Source organism: Lacticaseibacillus salsurivasis, assembly GCF_036246225.1.
GTDB lineage: Bacteria > Bacillota > Bacilli > Lactobacillales > Lactobacillaceae > Lacticaseibacillus > Lacticaseibacillus salsurivasis.
On sequence record NZ_BTTP01000007.1, the window covers coordinates 85372 to 105640 of the forward strand.

The following is a 20269-nucleotide window of genomic DNA, read 5'->3' on the forward strand; positions in this document are numbered from 1 at the left end:
CGTCCTCTCCGGAGGGCGTTTTTTGGTGCGCGCAAACCCGTCTGACTGGACAAGCCATGACTGCATTCGCTTACAATTATATTTGTAAGGGATTATTAAATGCATAAGGTTTGGATAAGGGAGGACCCCATGACAAAAGAAAAACGAACCCGCCGCCTCTGCGCCTCGCTGGCGCTGACGGTGCTGGCGAGCACCACTATTTTGACTGGCATGGCGCCAGTGGTGGCCCATGCGGAAGGAGAAACACCGGGCGAAGCGACCAGTTCGGTGCTGGTGAAGCCATCGCTGGAGGGGGCGGCGGCTGAGAGCGCGCCAGCTGTTGACGTAACAGCAGTTGAAGATGAGGTCGAAGCACCAATTGAAGTAGAGATCGAAGATGCGACAGATGTGCCATCATTAGAAACGTCAGTAATTGATAAGGATCCTGGGGCTGAGGAGAAGCCAGCACCTGCGAACGATGAGGTGATGGTGGAGGAAACTACAGAAGACCAAAAGACAGAAAAAGCTGGTGCCCCGATTATCACACTTGGTACTTGGGGGACGGTTGATTGGACTTTGACCAATGAGGGTGAGCTTTTCCTCATGGGTGGTACGGGTGAGAATACGAATGGATATACTCCATGGATTGAAATTTCTGATCAAGTTAAAACAGTAACTTTTCAAGACACTGTGGTCGCCCCTGAAGATTGTTCGTCTCTGTTTGAAAACTTCACAAACGTGACGGCTTATAACAACATCGAGCGACTAGACACAAGTCTGGTAAGGCAGATGCACTACATGTTTTCCTCGAATAAGAATTTAAGCACCATAAACCTGAATGCCTTTGACGTTACAAATGTTCATTCAATGGATTACATGTTTGAAAGTGCAGGGTTAGTATCGCTGAATCTGTCATCATGGAAATTCAACTCTGAGGTCACCATCCACCATATGTTTGGGGCGATGAGCAATCTAAAAGAAGTTAATTTTGGTGATTCAAACCTCGAGGGTTTCTATGCTGATCCTTTTGGTGCCGAAACAAATAAGCTTGAACGGTTGGTGCTTGGCAAGGAAATGACCTTGGAAAATATTCCATCTAAGCCGGGAATGTATTGGGAAGGTCAGACAACAGGGCACATCTTCGAGGACAGTTACTATGGTGACCATGCTGATGTTTACTTGCTGACAGCAATTCCAATGACAGGTCAGTGGGGGACTGTTGCTTGGGCGCTAGACGAAATGGGCACATTAACGCTTGAGTCCGGTATTGGTGCAGATACAAATTACCAATCCCCTTGGTGGATGCATCGGGATACCATCAAATCTGTTGTAATCAATGGTGAGGTTGAAGCTCCGGTAAATTCAAGTTATTTGTTTAGTAACTTTACACGGCTTACAGAGATTAAAAATCTTAATCAGCTAGATGTTAGCAATGTTGAAGATATGTCGTGTCTGTTTTTAGGAGACACAAGTCTAACTCAGTTGAATCTCGCAGAATGGGACATGCGAAATGTTAAGATTATGTTTAGTGCATTTAATGGTGCCAGTTCATTGACCCGGCTCGACCTTTCAGACTGGAAGGTTTCTGATGGCATAAACATCAGTTATTTTCTTGAAGGTACAAACATCGAGGTAGTGGATTTGTCCGGCTGGAACGTAAAAAAAGTGGTGGCGCACGGTGCATTCGAACGGATGTCGTCATTACAACACCTTGATATCAGTGGTATTAGTATTCCTGATGGCAATTCCGACGGTTTAGTATGGGAAGCAAATCAGCTAGAATCCGTTGTTATTGGCAATGACACTTATCTCACTGATTTCTGGGTCCCTGAGGGGAAGGTTTGGCAAGGTGAAAGTACAGGTCACAAATTTGGCTACTTTTACAATAGTGGTTATCCTGATACGTACCGACTAGCAAATGGGGAACTAGGCTATCTCAGCCTCAGTTTTAAAGATTGGACTTCAGAGTCGGACAGATGGTGGCGTGGGCCTTCCTTTTACGGAGAAATAGGAGAGCAAGTTGACCTGACAGCTGTTGCCCTGCCAGAAGGCTATGAATTGAAAGATGCCCAAAAAGAGCTTTCGCTACTGCCACTTGACGAAGATGGCTGGTACGAATACGAAACCATTGAACTCAAGCAAATTCCGAAAACGACAACCCGGCGGATTACTTTTACTGGTTTGCCAGAGGGATTAGTAAAAGATGTGACTCAAGAAGTGAAGTGGCACTGGGAATGGCGGTATGAATGGGAAGGTGGGATGAGAGACTCTAAAGCTCTTTCACAGGTTGACGACGGTTGGACGCAAGTTTACTCACCGTTAAATCATTTTGAAGCATATACCGTGCCGACCGTTCCTGGTTATCAGGCGTCGGTGACCACGGTTGCTGCTGAACACGTTGATTCAGATGAAGATATCACGGAATTGAACAACGCGGAAACAGTGACCGTCCACTATACTAAGCTTTCAACCGGTGGGAGTGAAAACAGCGCTGGTGGTAGCAATACCGGTGTTAGTTCGAGTACCGATAGTAGCAACATTACTACTACTACTACGGGTACTAGTAATGCCGATGGCAGTCTGCCGCAAACCGGCAGTGCCGCCGCCAGCGGGTTAGCCGCATTAGGACTAGGTTTGCTTGGTTTGCTCGGGATTAACTGGCGCAAGCGCCGTCGCTCCTAAATCACACTTACACGTGAAGGCAAAAACAAGCACCTGCTAGCTAAATGTCACTAAGTAGCTGATGACCTGATTCCCGCATAAAACCGGGGGTTAGGTCATTTTGGTGTCGCTTGCAACATGTGCTTGCCTTTCCATTGCGCGCGGTTTACACTGCAGGTAAATCCAACAGAGAAGAGGGATCCATTCGTGTTGAACTAAGACGCCATTGCAAAGTTGCAGTCAGCACCGGCTTGCCGGTGGCTGTGGTTTTGTGTCGTCTTAGTGCACGAATGATCACTCTGAGCGGAGCAGTCTCGCCAGAGACTGCTTTTTGTGTATTTGGCGGCACCAGGAGTCGAAAGATGCTGAAATACTTAACGGTGAAAAAGGGTCAACTCGCTCTGACGATGACGGTAGCGGTCATGGCGGTGTGTGGCTATGTGGGGTGGAGCTTCTTGCTGCAGATTGTCGTCGATATCGCCACTGGCAAACGGACTGGCAGTCTGGTTGCTGTGGCGGGACTGATGATCCTGTATATGGTGGTGATGGATACAGTCGGTGCGTTTGACCGCTACTTGCGGCCCCGTTTGAAATGGACCGCGGCGGGCCGGGCGCGCAAAGCGCTGATGACCCAAGCCTTGGCTCTGTCACCCGCGGCGTTCGGCGAAGTTGGCGTGGGTAGCATGGTGGGCAAGTTGACGAAACAAGTCGATAACATCACCGAGAGTTACTTTGGACAGTGGTTGTGGCTGTTCTATCTTGGCGTGCAAATCATTGTGGCCACGTTGGCAACCATCAGTATCAGCCCCAGCGTCACGCTCTTGATCGTGGTGTTGACCTTGCCCTCGCTCGTGTTCCCATTTTTGCTCAAAAAGGCTTTGCAGCAGGCCTCCGAGGCGCAGGTGGCGGCCATCGACCGCTATACGGCCAAGGCAACGGACTTGCTCAGCGGGTTCACCACTTTAAAATTCGCGCTGGCTGGGCAGGCTGCGGCGCGACAGCATGATCAGGCCGATGATGCGCTGGTCGCTGCCCAAACGCGGAACACGCGCATTCAAGCCATCAGCAACGCGATTTCCTCAGTTTTGAACGACCTGACCTACATGGCGGCTTGGTTCGTTGGGGCGGTGATGGTCCGCGCCGGGCAGATGGACATGGGGCAAATGGTGGTGTTTAGCACGCTGACAGGCTACCTGAGTTTCCCCATGATGTCACTAACTGAGGACTTGCCGACGTTGATTGGCGGTATTCAAGCGGCTCGGCAACTGGAATTGTTCATTGCCGCGCCTAGCGCTAAGGCGCGAGGCAAGGCGTTGCCGCAGCCGCATGCCGAATTAGCGTGCATCGATGCGAGTTATGCCGTTGCTGGCCAGACCATTTTGGATCACGTCAAACTTCAGCTCAGCGTGGGGCAGAAAGTGCTGTTGGTTGGTGCTAGCGGGAGTGGAAAAACGACCTTGGTGCGACTGCTGTTGGGGGAGGTGACGCCATCGCAAGGCGAGGCTCTGTTGTTTGGTACACCGGCCGCAGAGCTGGCGCGGCAGGCCGTGTATCAGCGGATTGGCTTCATGGCGCAGGCGGGGCATGTTTTCACTGGCACCGTCCGCGAGAATATGAGCTTGTTCACTGAGAGCTTTACAGATGAAGCCATGACCACGGCGTTGAAGCGGGCGGGACTCAGCCGCTGGCTGACTGCGCACAGTTTAAACACCATGGTGAGTGCTGACAGTCCGTTGCTGTCAGGTGGGGAAAAGCAGCGCCTAGCGCTCGCCCGCATTTTTCTACGGGATTATTCCTATTATGTCTTTGATGAACTGACGACTGGCCTGGATCCGCACATCGCGGCGGGATTGCAACGCGACCTTTTTGGCATGGCCCAAGGCTTTTTGATGATCACGCATACGTATAACGAGGCGGCCTTTGACCAAGCCGACCAAATTATTGTGCTCGAAAACGGGCACGTCGTTGCGCAAGGTCAGGCGCAAACACCGGCTGTGCAAGCGGCGCTGCGACAACTAGAGCTAACGCAACAGCTGGGTTAAAAAGGTGCTGGGCACCTTTCTGACGAAGAAACGGAGAATGGCGGTCGAATTTGGCCGTTATTTTTATACGCCAAAGCGTGTGTTATCAAGCATTGTCAGGTACCAAGACTGAATAATGCAATTAAACTCCATAAAAATATATAAAAAGGATATTTACTTCTAAATTAAAACAGGGTACCATATGCGGTGAAAGGAGGAGGTCAAATGGACTTGAATCAGATTCATCATCAGTTGATCGTTTCATGCCAGGCGTTGCCGGATGAACCGCTGCATAGCAGTTTCATCATGGGGCGGCTGGCGATTGCGGCCAAAGAAGGTGGCGCTAAGGGCATTCGTGCCAATTCGGTACCGGATATTCAAGAAATTCAGCGGCAAGTTGATTTGCCCGTTATCGGTATTATCAAACGCGACTATCCCGATTCGGAGGTGTATATCACCGCCACGATGAAAGAGGTGCGCGAACTGATTGACGGGACCAAGGCAGAGGTGATTGCCACTGATGCCACGAATCGCAAGCGGCCGCACGATGAGCAACTGCCAGACCTCGTGGCCGCCATTCACGCCGCGGGTCGGCTGGCGATGGCAGATATCTCGAACTTCGACGAAGGGGTGGCTGCTAGCAAACTGGGCTTCGATCTGATTTCGACGACCATGTCAGGCTACACGCCATACACGCCGCAACGGGACTTGCCGGATTTTGACTTATTGAGCAAGCTGGCCCAAGCAGTGACCACACCGATTATCTTGGAAGGTCACACGTATGAACCCGAACATGTCACCCACGCCTTTGAACTGGGTGCATATTCCGCCGTTGTTGGCGGTGCCATCACGCGGCCGCAGCAGATTACCGCGCGCTACACTAAGACCATCGCTGCATATAACGCTAAATAGAAATAGGTTGATTATATTGAAGAAATTATTGGTTTGTGATTTAGACGGGACATTATTGGATGCCCATAATCAGATTGATGACGCCAGTCTGGCTCAGTTGAAAGGCTATGTGCAAGCCGGCAACGAATTCGTCGTTTGCACCGGCCGCCTCGATGAAGACATCAAGTATGTTGAACGTCAAATCGGCGTGGCTGGTGCTTATCGCATCAGTCAAAATGGCGCCGTGGTGCGTGATCAAGCTGGCGACCTAGTGAGTCAAGCGACCATTCCTCATGCGCTGGTCCCGACGATAAACGGTATTGTGTTTGGCCAAGGTCTGCGCGTCGAAGTCTCCGATATCAACCATCGCTATTTTCCATCACCTCGCGATCCTTCACAGGTCGCTGAATTCGTTGATACTTCCATTGTAAAAAACGACTTGGTTGGCTTTATCGAACAGCCGAGCTTCCAGCCCGTCATTTATTTGATTTTCGGCGATACCGCCACTTTTAAGCCGCTGATCAAAGCGCTGAAGGCGGCGTTAGGGGATCAAGTCAATGTTCAACAGACCAGCCCCAGTTCGCTGGAAATTTTTTCACCGCGAGCCTCCAAAGGCCAAGCCGTCCAAGCCCTAATCGAGCGGCGTCAGTTTGACCCTAAGCAGGTGTATGTGGCCGGGGATGCGGAGAACGACACAACGATGTTTGGCTTGACGCCGAATAGCTTCGCGGTGGGTAAGTTGGCAGACGCGCCAACGATTGCCGCTGCCAGCACGCATGTTGACAGCATCGCCGAACTGATTGAAAGGATGGCCTAATCTTTGAGCAAAATTGTTTATATTCCGCTGGATGAGCGGCCTTGCAATCTCGCTTATCCTTTGCGGCTGTTTACCCAGCTGGATGACGTGACGGTGGTAGCGCCGCCAACGTCCCTGCTGGGCCATAAAAAGTTACCGGCAAATGTGAGCGCTTTACGCAACTTCTTGAAGGCGGAAAGCGCCGACGCTGACGCGGTGGTGTATTCCACTGAAATGCTGGCTTATGGGGGCTTGCTGCCTTCCCGGATTTATCCTGAAGCGGACAAGCCTGACATCGCCGAGTATGAAGCCTTTCTGAAAGGGCTGAAGGCTACCAATCCAGCTCTGAAACTGTACGGCTCAAATTTGATCATGCGCACGCCTCGCTACAGCAGTGGGGATGAGGAGCCTGCATATTATGAAGATTATGGCGCGGAGATTTTTCGCTATGGCTGGCTGATTGATAAGGAAAACCGTGAAGGCCTGGATGATGCCGAGCGTGCCGAAGAGCGGCAATTAAGCCGCACCGTGCCAGCAGAGGATATCGCCGACTATGAGCAGCGCCGCGAGAATAATCTCAAGGTCAACTTGGCCAATATCGATTTGGTCCAGGCCGGCGTGATTGACTATCTGGCTATTCCACAAGATGACAGCGCCCCTTATGGCTATACCGCACATGACCAGGCCGCCGTTTATCCGATGATCAAAAAAACGCGCCTGCAAGCGCACATCGGCACTTATCCAGGTGCCGATGAAGCAGGATACACCCTGCTGGCGCGCGCGGTTCAAGGTTTGACCGATGGCAGTTTCAGCATCTACCCGCTGTATGCCAGTGAGATTGGTAAAACTCAAATCCCTCTGTATGAAGATCGGCCGCTATGTGAAAGTGTGAAGTCGCACATCTTGTCGGCTGGGGCGCAAGTCGCTTTAAGCCCGGACAGCGCTGATCTGATCTTGGCAGTGAACACGCCAGGCAAGCAGATGATTGAAGCACGAGATCAGCGTACCCATGCCGATGTCACCTATGATACTTACCGCAATCTTCGCGCTTTTGTTTCGCAGATTGGTGTGTTACTGGATGCCGGCAAAGCCGTGGCAGTGGCGGACAGCGCCTATGCCAATGGTGCCGACCTGGAGCTCATCGAGATGTTGGACACCCAAGGCTTGCTCCCCAAGCTGGCGGCTTACCGCGGCTGGAACACCAACTGCAACACGCTGGGCAGTACCATCAGTGCCGCGATGATTCAGCGCAACGCCACACCGGCAGTACGCTGGCACGAGATTTTGACCGCACTCTTGGATGATGCGTTTTATCAAAGCGTCGTCCGCGGCGAGGTTACTGACAACTGGCTGCCTCGGTTCGGACTCAATTACTTCGACCTGAAAGACCAAGCCGAGGCCGTGGGAGCCGAAGTGGCCAAGCAGATTGAAGCGCTGGCTACCACCACGCTGCAACATTCATTGGCTGGGGCCAAGCTCCAGCCGCAAATCAGTTTTCCTTGGAACCGTATGTTTGAAATTAATTGTGCCTATACCACCTTGGAGGTGTGATAAACATGGAAAATAAAGACAGCAATCATTTTGTTCAAGCGCTGCTAGTCGGCGCGAATAAGTTCTCGGAACAGAAACATATCATGGCAATTCGTGATGGTTTCATCACGTTGATGCCAGCCACCATCATTGCGTCATTCTGGGTCCTGATTAATAACTTGGTGCTCGGCGCTAATGGGCTCCTTGGTAAATTCGCCTGGGCGGCTAAGCTGACTTTGATTGGCGGCCAGGTTTACAATGCGACACTCGGCATCCTCGCGATTTTGATCGCGTACACGATTGGCGAACGCCTGACTCGCGAGTACAAAGGCGATGATCCTTCCTTCGGTGGGGTCTTCGGCGTGATCAGCTTCTTCGTGCTTTTGCCAGCGAGCTTGGCGGTGACCACGGCCACCGGTAAGAACGTGACCGTCGCGGCGATTTTCTCCCAGAACGAAACCAGTGCCACTGGCATGTTCTTGGCCATTATTTCCAGCCTGATTGGGGTGACCTTGCTGTGCAAGTTCAACAAAATCGACAAACTGCGCATCAAGATGCCAGACTCGGTGCCACCAGCATTGGCTAAGTCTTTCAACGTCTTGATTCCAGCCTTCCTAGTTTCCTTGATTTTCGGTGTGGTCGACTTCGCCGTTGAAGTTGGATTGAACACCAATTGGCCAGATTTGATTGTCAAATTCTTCCAGGCGCCATTGGTTGGCGGCTTCCAGAGTTTGGCCGGGATTTTGATGTATGTCTTCTTGAGCAACTTTCTGTGGGCCTTTGGTTTGCACGGGACCTTCATTCTGGGCTCCATTGGCGAACCAGTGCTGCTGACGTCTCTCCAGCAAAACATGGATGCTTTGAAGGCCAATGCAGCCTTGCCTAACATTGTGACCAAGCCATTCCTGGACGCCTTTGCTTGGTGCGGTGGCGGTGGTATGATCCTTTGCCTGATTTTGGCCGTACTGCTCGCTTCCAAGCGTGAAGATTACCGGACTATTGCTAAGGTTGGTTTGGTGCCATCACTGTTCAACGTTTCGGAACCGATTATGTTTGGGATGCCAGTGGTCTTCAACCCAATCCTGGGTATTCCGCTGGTCATCACGCCATTGGTGACCACCACCATTGCATACTTCGCCACAGCAGCTGGTCTGGTTGCCCGCACCTCCGTCATGACGCCATGGACCACGCCTGCAGTCATTTCCGGCTATCTGGCCACGAATGGTGACTGGCGCGCTTCTATTTTGCAAATCATCTTGATCGCCATTGGGACGTTAATCTACTTCCCATTCGTTCGCTTCGCTAATCGCACCAAGGACTAAGCTAGTCCCTCCGCTGTGCTATAATTCATAGCAGAGAGTGAAGGGGTGAACAGGATGGATGTTTTAACCACGATTAACGGCTTTTATCCATCACTAACGAAAGCCGAACGGAAAATTGCCCAGTATGTGCTGGTCAATTCAGAAGATGTGCAACATCTATCGATTGGTGACTTAGCGGCGAAAGCCCAAGTCGCGGAAACCACCGTCATCAGGTTCTGTCGCAAGTTGCATTTCAAAGGGTTCCAAGACTTCAAACTGCAGCTGGCTCGTGATTTAGCGGTGATTTCGGTCAATCAGGAAACCCCGGATGACAAAGACGAGCTGCCCACCAGCCAGTATGTGGAGTACCTGAAGCGGCTGCAAAAAGCGGTTTTGCCGGAACATTTGGCGGCAGTGGCTAAAGCCATCGATCAGGCGCATGCGGTGTGCATCTTCGGTGCCGGTATTTCCGCCATGGTGGGGAACTATTTCAAAACTCGCCTGACGCGGATGGGGGTCGCGGTGATTTTCGACCCAGACATTCACCTGCAAGCCATCGATATTGCCTTGCTGCAAGCCGATGATGTGGTGGTCGCGATTTCTAATACTGGTAATACCCGCGATTTGCTCCAAAACGTCGCCATTGCCAAGCGCTTCGGCGTTAACATCATCGCCATTACCAACTACCTGAACACCAAGCTGACCCAGGCGAGCGACTTCACGTTGGCCCCGCCTGCTGGTAGTGGCCGCGACAGTTCCGACTTTCTGCCGGTGCTTGGCCAGCTCACCATTATCGACCTGATTTGTCAGCAACTGCGCGAGCTCAATCCAAAACGCACGCAGCTGCTCAAGGACCGCATCAACGATGCCCTGATTAACCGGGTCGACTAACTGAAACGTTTATGAAGACATCCGTTGCGGCGGATGTCTTTTTGCGCCCGCCGAAGGATCTGGTATAATCCAAGCAACATTGAGGAAGCGAGGACACTCCGAATGCAAAATGAACTTGAACAGCTACTGGCGCGACCTGATCCGTTGTCTTTCACCGATGCTCAAATCCAATGGCTATTGGTCCACATCGGTGATCCGGACGGTGCCATCCGCGATGGCCTGACCTATACGCTGTTGGCTCGCGGTTTTATGGCCGGCGGCTTCACCGGCGCTCAAAAGCAGGCGATTGCCCGCCAAACCACTGCTGGTGAGGCACTTTTCGCTGGTCAGGGCCTCGAGTCTGATTTGATCTTCACCCGCAGTTTCACAGCGCTGCTCGGCGCCTTAATACTAAGTGCAGATGCTGAATCAACGTTTCTGACCGATGAGCAGCGCCAGGTCTGGTTTGCGCAGGCGCTGAAGTATCTGCCCAGCGAAATCGATCGCCGCGGTTATGTGCCAGGCCACGGCTGGGCGCATGCGATTGCGCATGGCAGTGATTTCCTGGACGCTGCGGTGCAGCATCCCACGTTTCCAGCAGTGGAACTGGGGACTGCGGCGCAGGCGGTCAGCTCAGTCCTGCTTGCCACCAGCGCACCTTTTGCCGATGATGAAGAGGAACGCCTAGCAGTGGTGTGGGGTAGTATCGTCAAGCGGGCTGGTGGCGAGGCGTTGGTTATTGGGCAGCTGCAGGCGTGCAGCCAACAGGTTTGGACCAGTTATGAGCAGGCTCCGGCGGATGTTCAGTATTATTACCGAGTGAGCACGTTTAAGCGGGTGTGCGAGGCACTGTTTTTCCTGAACCCTAGCCTGAAAGCGGCCGCACAGGCTGAAATTGACTTGTATTTCAAGCAGATGGGTTTCCAGAATTAACCCGCACAAATCATTAAAAACGGATTGCGCTTTGGCCAAATCGCTTGCAAGTGGGCGCATTCCTTTGTACGATGCGGGCAGACGAGTCTTTCAGAGGAGGAAGCAGCGTGGCAGTAGATATCGATTGGAACGCATTAGGCTTTAATTACATGGAGTTGCCGTATCGCTATGAGGCGCACTACAAGGACGGCGCGTGGGATGAAGGCGGGTTGGTGCAAGGCAATACCTTGCAGCTGAACGTCGGTAGCCCAGCGCTGCATTATGGCCAATCTGCCTTTGAAGGCTTGAAGGCCTATCGCACGAAAAAAGGCACCATTCAACTGTTCCGTCCGGCGCTTAACGCCCAGCGGCTGCAAGATTCCGCCAGCAAGCTCCTGATGCCGCCAGTCCCAACGGATCAGTTTCTCGCCGCCGCTAAGCAGGTCGTGGCTGCCAACGCTGACTATGTCCCGCCTTATGGCACCGGGGCGACGCTGTATCTGCGGCCGCTGCTGTTAGGCGTGGGACCAAATATCGGGGTGGCACCAGCTAAGGAATACCTGTTTACGATTTTTGCGATGCCAGTCGGCGCTTATTACAAAGGCGGGATGGTGCCGACCAAGTTCATCGTGGCGGATCATTTCGACCGCGCGGCGCATTATGGCACCGGCCAAAGCAAGGTCGGCGGTAACTATGCGGCCAGCCTGCAAGCTGGTAAGTATGCCCATGAGCATGGTTACGGGGATGCGATTTACCTCGACCCAATCGAGCACAAGTACATCGAAGAGGTCGGCAGCGCGAACTTTTTTGCCATCACCAAGGATGGCAAGCGGTTCTTGACGCCGCAGTCACCCTCGATTTTGCCGAGCATCACCCGGCGCTCCCTGCTCGCCTTGGCCCGCGACCGCTTTGGCTTGAAGGCAGAAGAAACGCAGATTCCCATCACGAGCCTCGCTGACTTCGCCGAAGCCGGGGCTTGCGGCACGGCGGCGGTGATTACGCCAATCGCCAGCATCACCTACCATGACCAAGTCCATCAATTCGGGGATGGCGGCATCGGGCCGGTGACCCAGCGGCTGTATGATGAACTGACCGGCATCCAATTCGGCGATGTCCCAGCGCCGGCTGGGTGGATTGTGACCGTTGACTAGCAAGAGCAGACAAGAAGACCCGCCACCGCAAAATAGGTGACGGGTCTTAAGTTTATTCCGCTTTGGCCATGCCTTCTGGGTAAACCTCGCAGTTGCTGGCCTGGTGGTCCTGGAGGTCATGGAGAGCCTGCAAGGCGCATTCGACCATGTTGCGCACCGCGGTGTCGGTGTAGTAGGCAATGTGCGGCGACAAAATGACATTCGGCATCGCCAGCAGCGTTTGCCACTGCGGATCATTGAACTGGCCGCCTTGGTCTAGGGCCAGCAAGTCATCGGCCTCGTGCTCAAAGGTGTCAATGCCGACGCCGCCCAGCTGACCACTTTGCAAGGCGCTAATGACGGCGGTGGTATCAATCAAATTCGGTCGACCGGTGTTGATCAGCAGACTGCCTGGCTTCATCAACGCCAATGCCGCTTCGTCGATTAAATGGGTATTCGCCGGCGTGCCAGGGACGTGCAGCGTCACAATGTCACTATGCTTCAGCAAGGTCTGAAACGACACCGATTCATACTGCAAACTGGCATCGGTTTTGGGATGCGGATCAAAGGCCAGCACCTTGGCGCCAATGCCATTCAGACTGGCAATCAGGCTACGGCCGATGCGGCCGGTACCAATGACGCCGACAGTGGACGTGCGCAGCTCGCGGCCGATATGTTGGGTCGCTGCTTGGTAGTTATTGGCCTGTAGGTCGCGTTGCACTAGGCCGGTTTGGCGCAAGAGGTAAAGCATATCTGCCAAAGCAAACTCGGCAATGGCGTTCGGCGAGTAAGCCGGGACATTGGTGATGCGAATGCCTTCGCGTTCGGCGGCAGCAAAATCGACATTGTCCACGCCGGTGTTGCGCAGCGCGAGCCAAGGAATGTGGCGCTGCCGCATGGCTTTGAAAATGCCGGCGGCGTAGGGAACGGTTTGAAAACTAGTGATACCTTGGCTGCCTTTGGCCAAGGCCAAGGTTTCCGGGGTTAACAGCTCGGCAGTTTGGCGAATTTCATCGCCAGTGTGTGTAGTCCATCGCTCGAAGTGCTGGCGCTCATCTGGCCGCACCCCGAAAGCAGTGATTTTCATCAGGAATGACTTCCTTCCGGGTTGGTATAGAAACCTAAGTGTATCAGAACGAAGCGGCCAAATGAAAGCGGCAACATCCAACTTAAATAAAAATTTTAACGGTTGATGGTCGGTCTCATCTCGGCTAATCATAAACAGCGCCCGCCAGCTGTGGCAAAAGCAACTGACTTGAGGCCGGCGTCGCAAGAAAAACCGCCGCCGCATCCGTTTCATCAAGTTGGGTGTACTGTATGATTGCGGCGCCTCAGATTTTTCCCGAAACCCGGCAACTGTTTTCTCCGAAATCCCCAAAACCGGCGGCGAAAGCGCTAAACTAGAGTAAATCTCAGCCTCAAGGAGCAACCATGGAATCCGAAATGAATTACTACAAGTTCAGCCGCGACGAGTGGGCGAATTTTCACGCCCACAATTTTGCTTCTGTTTCTGACGACGAACTGAGTCAGTTGCAATCGCTGAACGATATCATCAGCATGGACGATGTCAAAACCGTCTACTCACCACTGCGCCACCTGATTCATATCCGCTACAACGACTACCAAGACGACGCCCGGACCCTCAGTCAGTTCCTGAGCATTCCATATCACGCCCGGCCGTTCATCATTGGCATCTGCGGCTCGGTGGCGGTAGGCAAAAGCACCACCGCCCGCCTGCTGCAGCTGCTGCTTTCGCGGGCGTACCCGGACCGGCGCATTCAGCTGATCACCACCGATGGCTTCCTGTACCCGAACCAGGAGCTCGAGCGGCGTGGGATATTGAACCGCAAGGGCTTCCCGGAAAGCTACGACATGGACTTGCTGATTCATTTCCTCAACAACGTCAAAAACAACAACGGCGTGGTGCGGGCACCGAAGTACAGCCATCAGATCTACGACATCGTGCCGGGGGAAGAGGAGATTATCGACCATCCAGACATCTTGATTGTCGAAGGCATCAACGTCTTGCAGCTGCCAAGCAAGGCGCCGATTTACGTGAGCGACTATTTCGACTTTTCGATTTACGTCGACGCGGATCCTAAGAACATCGAGCAGTGGTACCTCGAGCGCTTCGGCATGTTGCTGGACACGGCTTTCACTGACCCGACCAACTACTACTATCAGTACGCCATCGGGGACCGCCAAAACGCGTTCAAAATGGCCAAACAGGTCTGGCGCGATGTCAACTTGAAAAACCTGACCGAGTACATTCTGCCGACCAAAAATCGGGCGGATGTCATTTTGCACAAAACCGCCCATCATCTGATCGATGAAGTGCGGCTGCGGAAATTCTAGGCGGTAATCTGAGCAGATTCTCATCCCAGATTGACCCGCCGGCGTTTTTTGCATAGAATAGTAACAATTCAATAAAGGGAGTGTGGCAAAACTTGGCAACCAAGGCCCAGGACTACGACAAAATTATCGTCCTTGATTATGGCAGTCAGTACAATCAATTGATCACGCGGCGCATTCGTGAATTCGGCATCTATTCCGAACTCAAGCCGCATACGATCACAGCAGAAGAAGTCCGCCAGCTCGCGCCAAAAGGGATTATCTTCTCTGGCGGCCCGAACTCGGTGTACGACGAAGGCGCACTTGGCGTCGACGACGAGATTTTCAAGCTGGGCATCCCGATTCTGGGGGTTTGCTACGGCATGCAGCTGATGGCGCAGCGCCTCGGCGGCGACGTGGAAGCCGCTGACAACCGTGAATACGGTAAGGTCGACATCACCGTCACCGACCCTACTGCTAAGGTCTTCGCCGGCTTGCCTGAAAAGCAAACCGTGTGGATGAGCCATGGCGACTTGGTGCAAGCGGTGCCGTCAGGGTTCCGTACCACCGCCACCAGCACGAACTGCCCGATTGCCGCGATGGACGACGATGACCGTAAGTTCTACGGTATCCAGTTCCACGCCGAAGTCCAAAACACGCAGTATGGCCATGAAATCCTGCACCATTTTGCCTTCGATATTTGCCACGCGGAAGCCAACTGGAACATGGGCGACTTCATCGATGATCAAATCGCTGAAATCCGCGCTGAAGTCGGCGACCAACAAGTCCTGCTTGGCCTCTCTGGCGGCGTGGACAGCTCTGTCGTCGCGGCGCTGCTCAACAAGGCGATTGGCGATCAGCTGACCTGCATCTTCGTTGATCACGGTCTGCTACGCAAGAACGAAGCGGCCCAAGTGATGGACAGCCTCGGCAAGGGCCTCGGCGTCAAAATCATCAAGGTGGACGCCGCTGACCGCTTCCTTGGCGACCTGGCCGGCGTCACCGACCCTGAGCAAAAACGTAAGATCATCGGCCGCGACTTCATCAAGGTCTTCAACGATGAAGCCCGCAAGCTGCACGGCATCGATTATCTGGCCCAAGGCACGCTGTACACTGACGTCGTGGAGTCCGGTACCGATACCGCTCAAACCATCAAGTCGCACCATAATGTCGGCGGCCTGCCAGAAGACCTGAAGTTCAAGCTCATCGAACCGCTGAACAAGTTGTTTAAAGATGAAGCCCGCGAACTCGGCGAACGCCTCGGCCTGCCGCATGACCTTGTGTGGCGCCAGCCGTTCCCAGGCCCTGGCCTCGGCATTCGCGTCCTCGGTGAAGTGACCAAGGATAAGCTGGAAATTGTCCGCGATTCGGACTGGGTCCTGCGCGATGAAATCGCTAAGGCCGGCCTGCAAGAGAGTATCTGGCAATACTTCACCGTCCTGCCAGGCTTCCGCAGCGTTGGCGTCATGGGGGATGGCCGCACGTATGACTACACCATCGCCATTCGTGCCATCACTTCGATCGATGGCATGACCGCCGACTTTGCCCGCATCGATTGGGATGTACTGCAGAAGATCTCGGCCCGGATTGTCAACGAAGTGGGGCATGTTAACCGCGTCGTGTATGATATTACCTCCAAGCCGCCGGCAACGATTGAATGGGAATAGACAGAATCGGCTTATAAATGCCGGTATATCAACGTTTTGATGACTGTCTAACCCGTTCGTGCAACTATCGTGCAACTTCTGGTGCAAGTCCAGCGGTAACACCGTTGTTTTGAACCTGCGCCACGTCTGATTTAGCGGTCGAAATTTCGACTAGACCATTCAGCCGTTTGGCGGCCTCAAAGTTCATATTCGGATATAAGTGCCCGTAAGTTCCGAGCGTCGTCTGAATATCTTCGTGGCCGAGGCGTTCTTTAATCACCAGTGGGTTCTCACCCAGACTGATCAATAACGAAGCATGTGAATGCCGTAAAGCATGAACGCGGATGCGATGAACTCCTGCCAGAGCTGCATGCCGTTTAATGATTCGCATGACCAGATCGCGGCGAGTAGGAACGCCGTTGAATGATAGAACAAAATCAGTTTTACACTCAAGCGCTTGTGTTTTCTTCCAATCGGAGAGAAGCTCAAGTGTTTTTGCGTCCAGTGGAATCGTGCGATTGCTGGCTTTGGTCTTCGGTGTGGAGAAGGAGTAGTTCGTGTAGCTGCGTAACCACAGCGTCTTGTTGATCCGAACTGTGCCTTCCTCAAAGTCGATGTCGTCCCACTGCAGGGCGGTTGCTTCACCGATGCGCATACCAGTCATAAACAGAAACCACAAGGTGAAGAAGCAGAAGTGCTGGTAGAAGTCTTCGATATAGAAGGTCTTGATGACCGCCTCGAATTCTTCCTTCGTCCAGAAGTCCACTTGGTTCTTCACTTTCTTAACATTGCCGACGGTCTTGGTGGGGTTCTCATTCATGAAGCCGAGTACAATGGCTCGTTGAAAGACGCGTGATAGCATGCATTGGACTAAGCGGGTGTAGCTTTTACTTACTTGATAGGTCATTTGGTTCTGCCATTTCTGTATGTCCACCGGCTTAATTTTGTCCATGTACATGTGCTCAAACATCTTGAAGTGCTTCAAACTGGAACGCCGACTGTCGTAGGTTTGCGGCTTGACTTGGTTCTTGTACCATGGAAGAAAGAATTCTTCCCAGAATTGTTTGAATTGAATGTGTTGTTGGTCACGTTCCGCGACAACTTTCTCTACACCGCTACCGACCATTTCTTTGTAGGCCTTGCGTGCATCACGACGGGTCGTAAAGCCGCCGACCTGCTTCTGGATCTTCTCGCCTGTTTTAGGGTCAACACCGAGGTAGGCGCGGAAGTAGAAAGTACCATTGCTGCGTGTTTTGATTGGGTCTTTAGTTGTAGCCATGTTTTATTTCTCCTTTGGTGCTTCGGAGTGCTTGGTTTTGGCGAGTTCCGCCAACGTGCGCGTGCTAATTTGGAGACCCAGTATTTCTTCAACGGCAGTTACCGGTACGCGTCCGAGCTTCGGGCTTTTGTAGTAGGGCACACCTTTGCGTACCATCAGCAGCTTTGCGCGTCTGATAATGTCCTGTGCGCGTGAGGCACCATACCCAAGAGCAATCAGTTCGTGTTTCGTCATCGTGATCACGTGAACCATATTCTTCTCCTTTCTGGGGAGCACGGATCGTACCGATGCTCCAGTCTACCATCCAAAAGGTACGTGCAACAACACCTAGTGTGAAAAATAATAAAGTGATTCGTCATCATTCAGCCCGGTTCCGACCGGCTATCGAGGCTCTTAAACAGAACCTCTCTCCCTTGTTTCGTCAGGGTGACGTGCAAGTATCTGGCCCACTGGTTTAGTCGCTCGCTCGTTAGAGGTCGTGGCGTTTTGGAGCCTTCGTTGCTGAATGATGCCATTCAGTTGTCAAAGAACGTTGGCGGGAAAATAAAAACCCGCTTCGTATATACAGACAACGAAAGTGGGTCGAAATGAAAGAGATGGCGAAAAAAATTATGTTTTTTTCTGACAGGTTTTTTTTGAAGATATTGCAAGGTGTTTCTCAACATCGAAACACTTTGCAATGTAGATCAGTTTGATTTGAAGCTCTTGCCTCAAATCCGGATCAATATGCCGTTGCCCGTATCTGGCCTCGTAGTCAATATCACGACCAAATAATTCAAGCAAGAGCGTAATAGCGTCGTTGTCATCCTCCTGAACTGCTAAAATAACCGGTACTAGGTTATCGATCTCTGAGTAATGCATCGAATACCTCCGCATCCATTACAGGTTTGTGTATGCTACCCGAATTCGTTCTAGTGCACGCTGACGCCGATAATTTACTCCTTGACTTGTTTTGCCACTACGGTTGCCAATTTCGACGTCGTTGAGTTCGCCATAATAATATTGATACAAGACCGTTTTATCCGTCGAAGAAAGTGTGGAAACTGCTCTTGATAACTTCTCACTTTCGATGAAATCTTCAAGATGCTCGATTTCCTCATTGGTCAACCTGAATTCATCGAGATGATAGGGATCTTCGATTTCTTCCAGTAGCCAGGCCTCCAGTGGTGTTTCCTTGATTCGCCGAAGAGAGGCCTTATACCGATTGATTCGTTCATTTTTGAGGGCTTGTTGTACATAGCGAATAAACATTCGTGTCACTTCTTGCTCACTACTCATTGGGTTATCCTCCTCGTTTGATTTTTTGGGCTACATAATTCCAGACAATTTTTTCGGTCGCTTATGAAAACGATTTCCAAATATTTCTTTGACGAATTACCTGATGGAGAGTAAGCACCTAATAACAGACCGGATATGAATGCCAGCTTCTGGGCGATATGATTGCCTCATCAAATATGGTGAGGTGATTTTTATTGGATGAGAAGCCAGAGATTGTTCGCATCAAATTGGAAGAGAATCAACGCCGGCAGACTCAGAGCGTGCCGACTAAGGCGTTCCAGGTCAGGATTGGTGACAATAAGACCGTGGTGGTCTATGGCCGGATTCAAGGTTACATTCTTGACGCCCTACTGAAAGCCGTGTTCAACGATGCTCATTGATGTGCGTAGACTAAGCGGCATTTATCTGATCTGTGGCAAGACCGACTTGCGTCGCGGCATCGATGGTTTGGCTGGCGTGATCAAGGAAGAATATCAACTTGACCCATACAGTCGAGCGCTATTTCTATTCTGTGGCACACGCAAGGATCGGTTCAAAGCCCTCTACTGGGCTGGTGATGGATTCATACTGCTCTATAAGCGGATCGAAGACGGCCGACTTCAGTGGCCAACGACCCAAAGTGAGGTGAAAAAGCTACACGCAAAACAACTAGAACGGCTGTTATCGGGCTGGGGACTGGAGTCCACATTTCGGCCTTACTGTCCACAAAGACAGACGCCGAATTCTGGTAAAGTGTCCACTAAATAAAGCTAGGAAGCCTGTCGTATCAGTGGTACACTCAGCCCATCTTGATGAATTGAGGTCCACGCCGATGGCGAAAACGACTGAAGAATTACTCGAGCAGGCGCTCGAGTAAAATAGCGAACTGACCAAACAGGTTGGGAGTCTGACTGACCAAATTCAGGCCCTGACGGAACAGGTCGCATATTTAATTCGGAAACTCTACGGGTCTCATTCAGAGAAGCTGGTTGATCCGAATCAGCTTTCTCTGTTGGAGGACAGTAGTGTTTTTACGGACCCAGAGCAGACTGGGGAACAAAGCGAAGAGGCAGTCGTAACGTCAACCCAGCGTAAAGCTAAACGGCGCCGCGTTGAAACCATTGATGTCAATCTACCGGTTGAAGAAACGGTTATTGAGCGCGAAAGCAGCGTTTGCGAACATGGACATCAGCTAATAAAGGTCGGCAAACACTTTGTTCGCCAGGTCGTGCAACACATTCCAGGTAGACTCTATGTTGAGAACATTTATGAAGCGACATACAAGTGCGCTGACTGTGAACAATCCGATGGCGTCTCTCACCTGTATCAAGGCCAGGCGCCGTAGGCGTTGTTTCCTCACAGCGAGGCAACCCCATCATTAGTCACCGAGGTGCTTCATCAGAAATATACTCTGGGGGCCCCACTCTACCGCCAGAAATTGGAGTGGGCGCGTGCTGGCCTGATCGTCAGCGAAACAACGATGGCCAACTGGGTCATTAACGCCGCAGAAATCGTCAGACCAGTTTATGATCTTATGTATGAACATCTCTTATCGCAGCGATTTCTTCAGGGTGATGAAACACCATTCCAAGTGTTAAGAGAACCTGGCAAGTCTGCCAGGAGCAAGTCTTACATCTGGGTCGAGCGCAGTATTCGTCTCGCCGA

General features: G+C 52.1%; 18 protein-coding genes and 1 pseudogene. 14 read left to right on the plus strand and 5 right to left on the minus strand.

What is annotated here, in order from left to right:
- Nucleotides 1-129 precede the first annotated feature (129 nt).
- From AAA927_RS06965 to AAA927_RS07005, 9 genes are all read left to right on the plus strand, one after another.
- Entirely contained in the window at nt 130-2661 is a 2532-nt protein-coding gene (locus tag AAA927_RS06965; protein ID WP_338216967.1) for a BspA family leucine-rich repeat surface protein, read from the plus strand.
- A gap of 341 nt (nt 2662-3002) precedes the next feature.
- Nucleotides 3003-4682 (plus strand): ABC transporter ATP-binding protein, encoded by a 1680-nt coding sequence (locus AAA927_RS06970; RefSeq protein WP_338216969.1) that lies wholly within the window; start codon nt 3003-3005, stop codon nt 4680-4682.
- A gap of 204 nt (nt 4683-4886) precedes the next feature.
- Nucleotides 4887-5573: an N-acetylmannosamine-6-phosphate 2-epimerase gene (locus tag AAA927_RS06975; protein ID WP_338216971.1), complete on the plus strand. Its 687-nt coding sequence runs from the start codon at nt 4887-4889 to the stop codon at nt 5571-5573.
- A gap of 16 nt (nt 5574-5589) precedes the next feature.
- Entirely contained in the window at nt 5590-6369 is a 780-nt protein-coding gene (locus AAA927_RS06980; protein ID WP_338216972.1) for a Cof-type HAD-IIB family hydrolase, read from the plus strand.
- Between the two features lie 3 nt (nt 6370-6372).
- Complete coding sequence (locus AAA927_RS06985; RefSeq protein WP_338216974.1) at nt 6373-7899, plus strand: DUF4127 family protein; 1527 nt, start codon at nt 6373-6375, stop codon at nt 7897-7899.
- Between the two features lie 5 nt (nt 7900-7904).
- The gene (locus AAA927_RS06990) at nt 7905-9200 is read left to right on the plus strand and encodes a PTS sugar transporter subunit IIC (RefSeq protein WP_338216976.1); all 1296 of its coding nucleotides are present in this window, start codon (nt 7905-7907) and stop codon (nt 9198-9200) included.
- A 54-nt stretch (nt 9201-9254) separates the two neighbouring features.
- Nucleotides 9255-10070 (plus strand): MurR/RpiR family transcriptional regulator, encoded by an 816-nt coding sequence (locus tag AAA927_RS06995; RefSeq protein ID WP_338216978.1) that lies wholly within the window; start codon nt 9255-9257, stop codon nt 10068-10070.
- A 102-nt stretch (nt 10071-10172) separates the two neighbouring features.
- Nucleotides 10173-10982, plus strand: coding sequence for a DUF2785 domain-containing protein (locus tag AAA927_RS07000; protein ID WP_338216980.1), 810 nt, complete (start codon nt 10173-10175; stop codon nt 10980-10982).
- A 107-nt stretch (nt 10983-11089) separates the two neighbouring features.
- Entirely contained in the window at nt 11090-12112 is a 1023-nt protein-coding gene (locus AAA927_RS07005; protein WP_338216981.1) for a branched-chain amino acid aminotransferase, read from the plus strand.
- 52 nt (nt 12113-12164) lie between these two features.
- Here the strand turns inward: AAA927_RS07005 and AAA927_RS07010 are convergent, their stop codons facing one another.
- On the minus strand, nt 12165-13178 hold the full coding sequence (locus AAA927_RS07010) for an NAD(P)-dependent oxidoreductase (protein ID WP_338216983.1): 1014 nt from the start codon (nt 13176-13178) through the stop codon (nt 12165-12167).
- 344 nt (nt 13179-13522) lie between these two features.
- Between AAA927_RS07010 and coaA the strand changes: the two genes are divergently transcribed.
- Nucleotides 13523-14446 (plus strand): type I pantothenate kinase, encoded by a 924-nt coding sequence (gene coaA / locus AAA927_RS07015; RefSeq protein WP_338216985.1) that lies wholly within the window; start codon nt 13523-13525, stop codon nt 14444-14446.
- A 92-nt stretch (nt 14447-14538) separates the two neighbouring features.
- Nucleotides 14539-16089, plus strand: a complete 1551-nt coding sequence (gene guaA / locus AAA927_RS07020; protein WP_338216987.1) for a glutamine-hydrolyzing GMP synthase — start codon at nt 14539-14541, stop codon at nt 16087-16089.
- A 64-nt stretch (nt 16090-16153) separates the two neighbouring features.
- Here the strand turns inward: guaA and AAA927_RS07025 are convergent, their stop codons facing one another.
- The 4 genes from AAA927_RS07025 to AAA927_RS07040 all read right to left on the minus strand — a co-directional run bounded on the left by AAA927_RS07025 (nt 16154) and on the right by AAA927_RS07040 (nt 18625).
- Nucleotides 16154-17347, minus strand: coding sequence for a site-specific integrase (locus AAA927_RS07025; protein ID WP_338216989.1), 1194 nt, complete (start codon nt 17345-17347; stop codon nt 16154-16156).
- A gap of 3 nt (nt 17348-17350) precedes the next feature.
- On the minus strand, nt 17351-17599 hold the full coding sequence (locus AAA927_RS07030) for a DUF3173 family protein (protein ID WP_338216991.1): 249 nt from the start codon (nt 17597-17599) through the stop codon (nt 17351-17353).
- Nucleotides 17600-17956: 357 nt separating this feature from the next.
- The gene (locus AAA927_RS07035) at nt 17957-18208 is read right to left on the minus strand and encodes a helix-turn-helix domain-containing protein (RefSeq protein ID WP_338216992.1); all 252 of its coding nucleotides are present in this window, start codon (nt 18206-18208) and stop codon (nt 17957-17959) included.
- Between the two features lie 18 nt (nt 18209-18226).
- The gene (locus AAA927_RS07040; RefSeq protein ID WP_054661532.1) at nt 18227-18625 is read right to left on the minus strand and encodes an RNA polymerase sigma factor; all 399 of its coding nucleotides are present in this window, start codon (nt 18623-18625) and stop codon (nt 18227-18229) included.
- Between the two features lie 194 nt (nt 18626-18819).
- Here AAA927_RS07040 and AAA927_RS07045 point away from each other — a divergent pair, with 194 nt between their 5' ends.
- The 3 genes and pseudogenes from AAA927_RS07045 to AAA927_RS12925 all read left to right on the plus strand — a co-directional run.
- A complete protein-coding gene (locus AAA927_RS07045) occupies nt 18820-19005 on the plus strand; it encodes a hypothetical protein (RefSeq protein WP_125583057.1) in 186 nt (61 codons plus the stop codon).
- Complete coding sequence (tnpB, locus tag AAA927_RS07050; RefSeq protein ID WP_338216993.1) at nt 18995-19372, plus strand: IS66 family insertion sequence element accessory protein TnpB; 378 nt, start codon at nt 18995-18997, stop codon at nt 19370-19372. The genes AAA927_RS07045 and tnpB overlap by 11 nt, the downstream gene beginning before the upstream one ends.
- Nucleotides 19373-19490: 118 nt before the next feature.
- Nucleotides 19491-20269: pseudogene (locus AAA927_RS12925) on the plus strand (transposase); the annotation flags it as partial.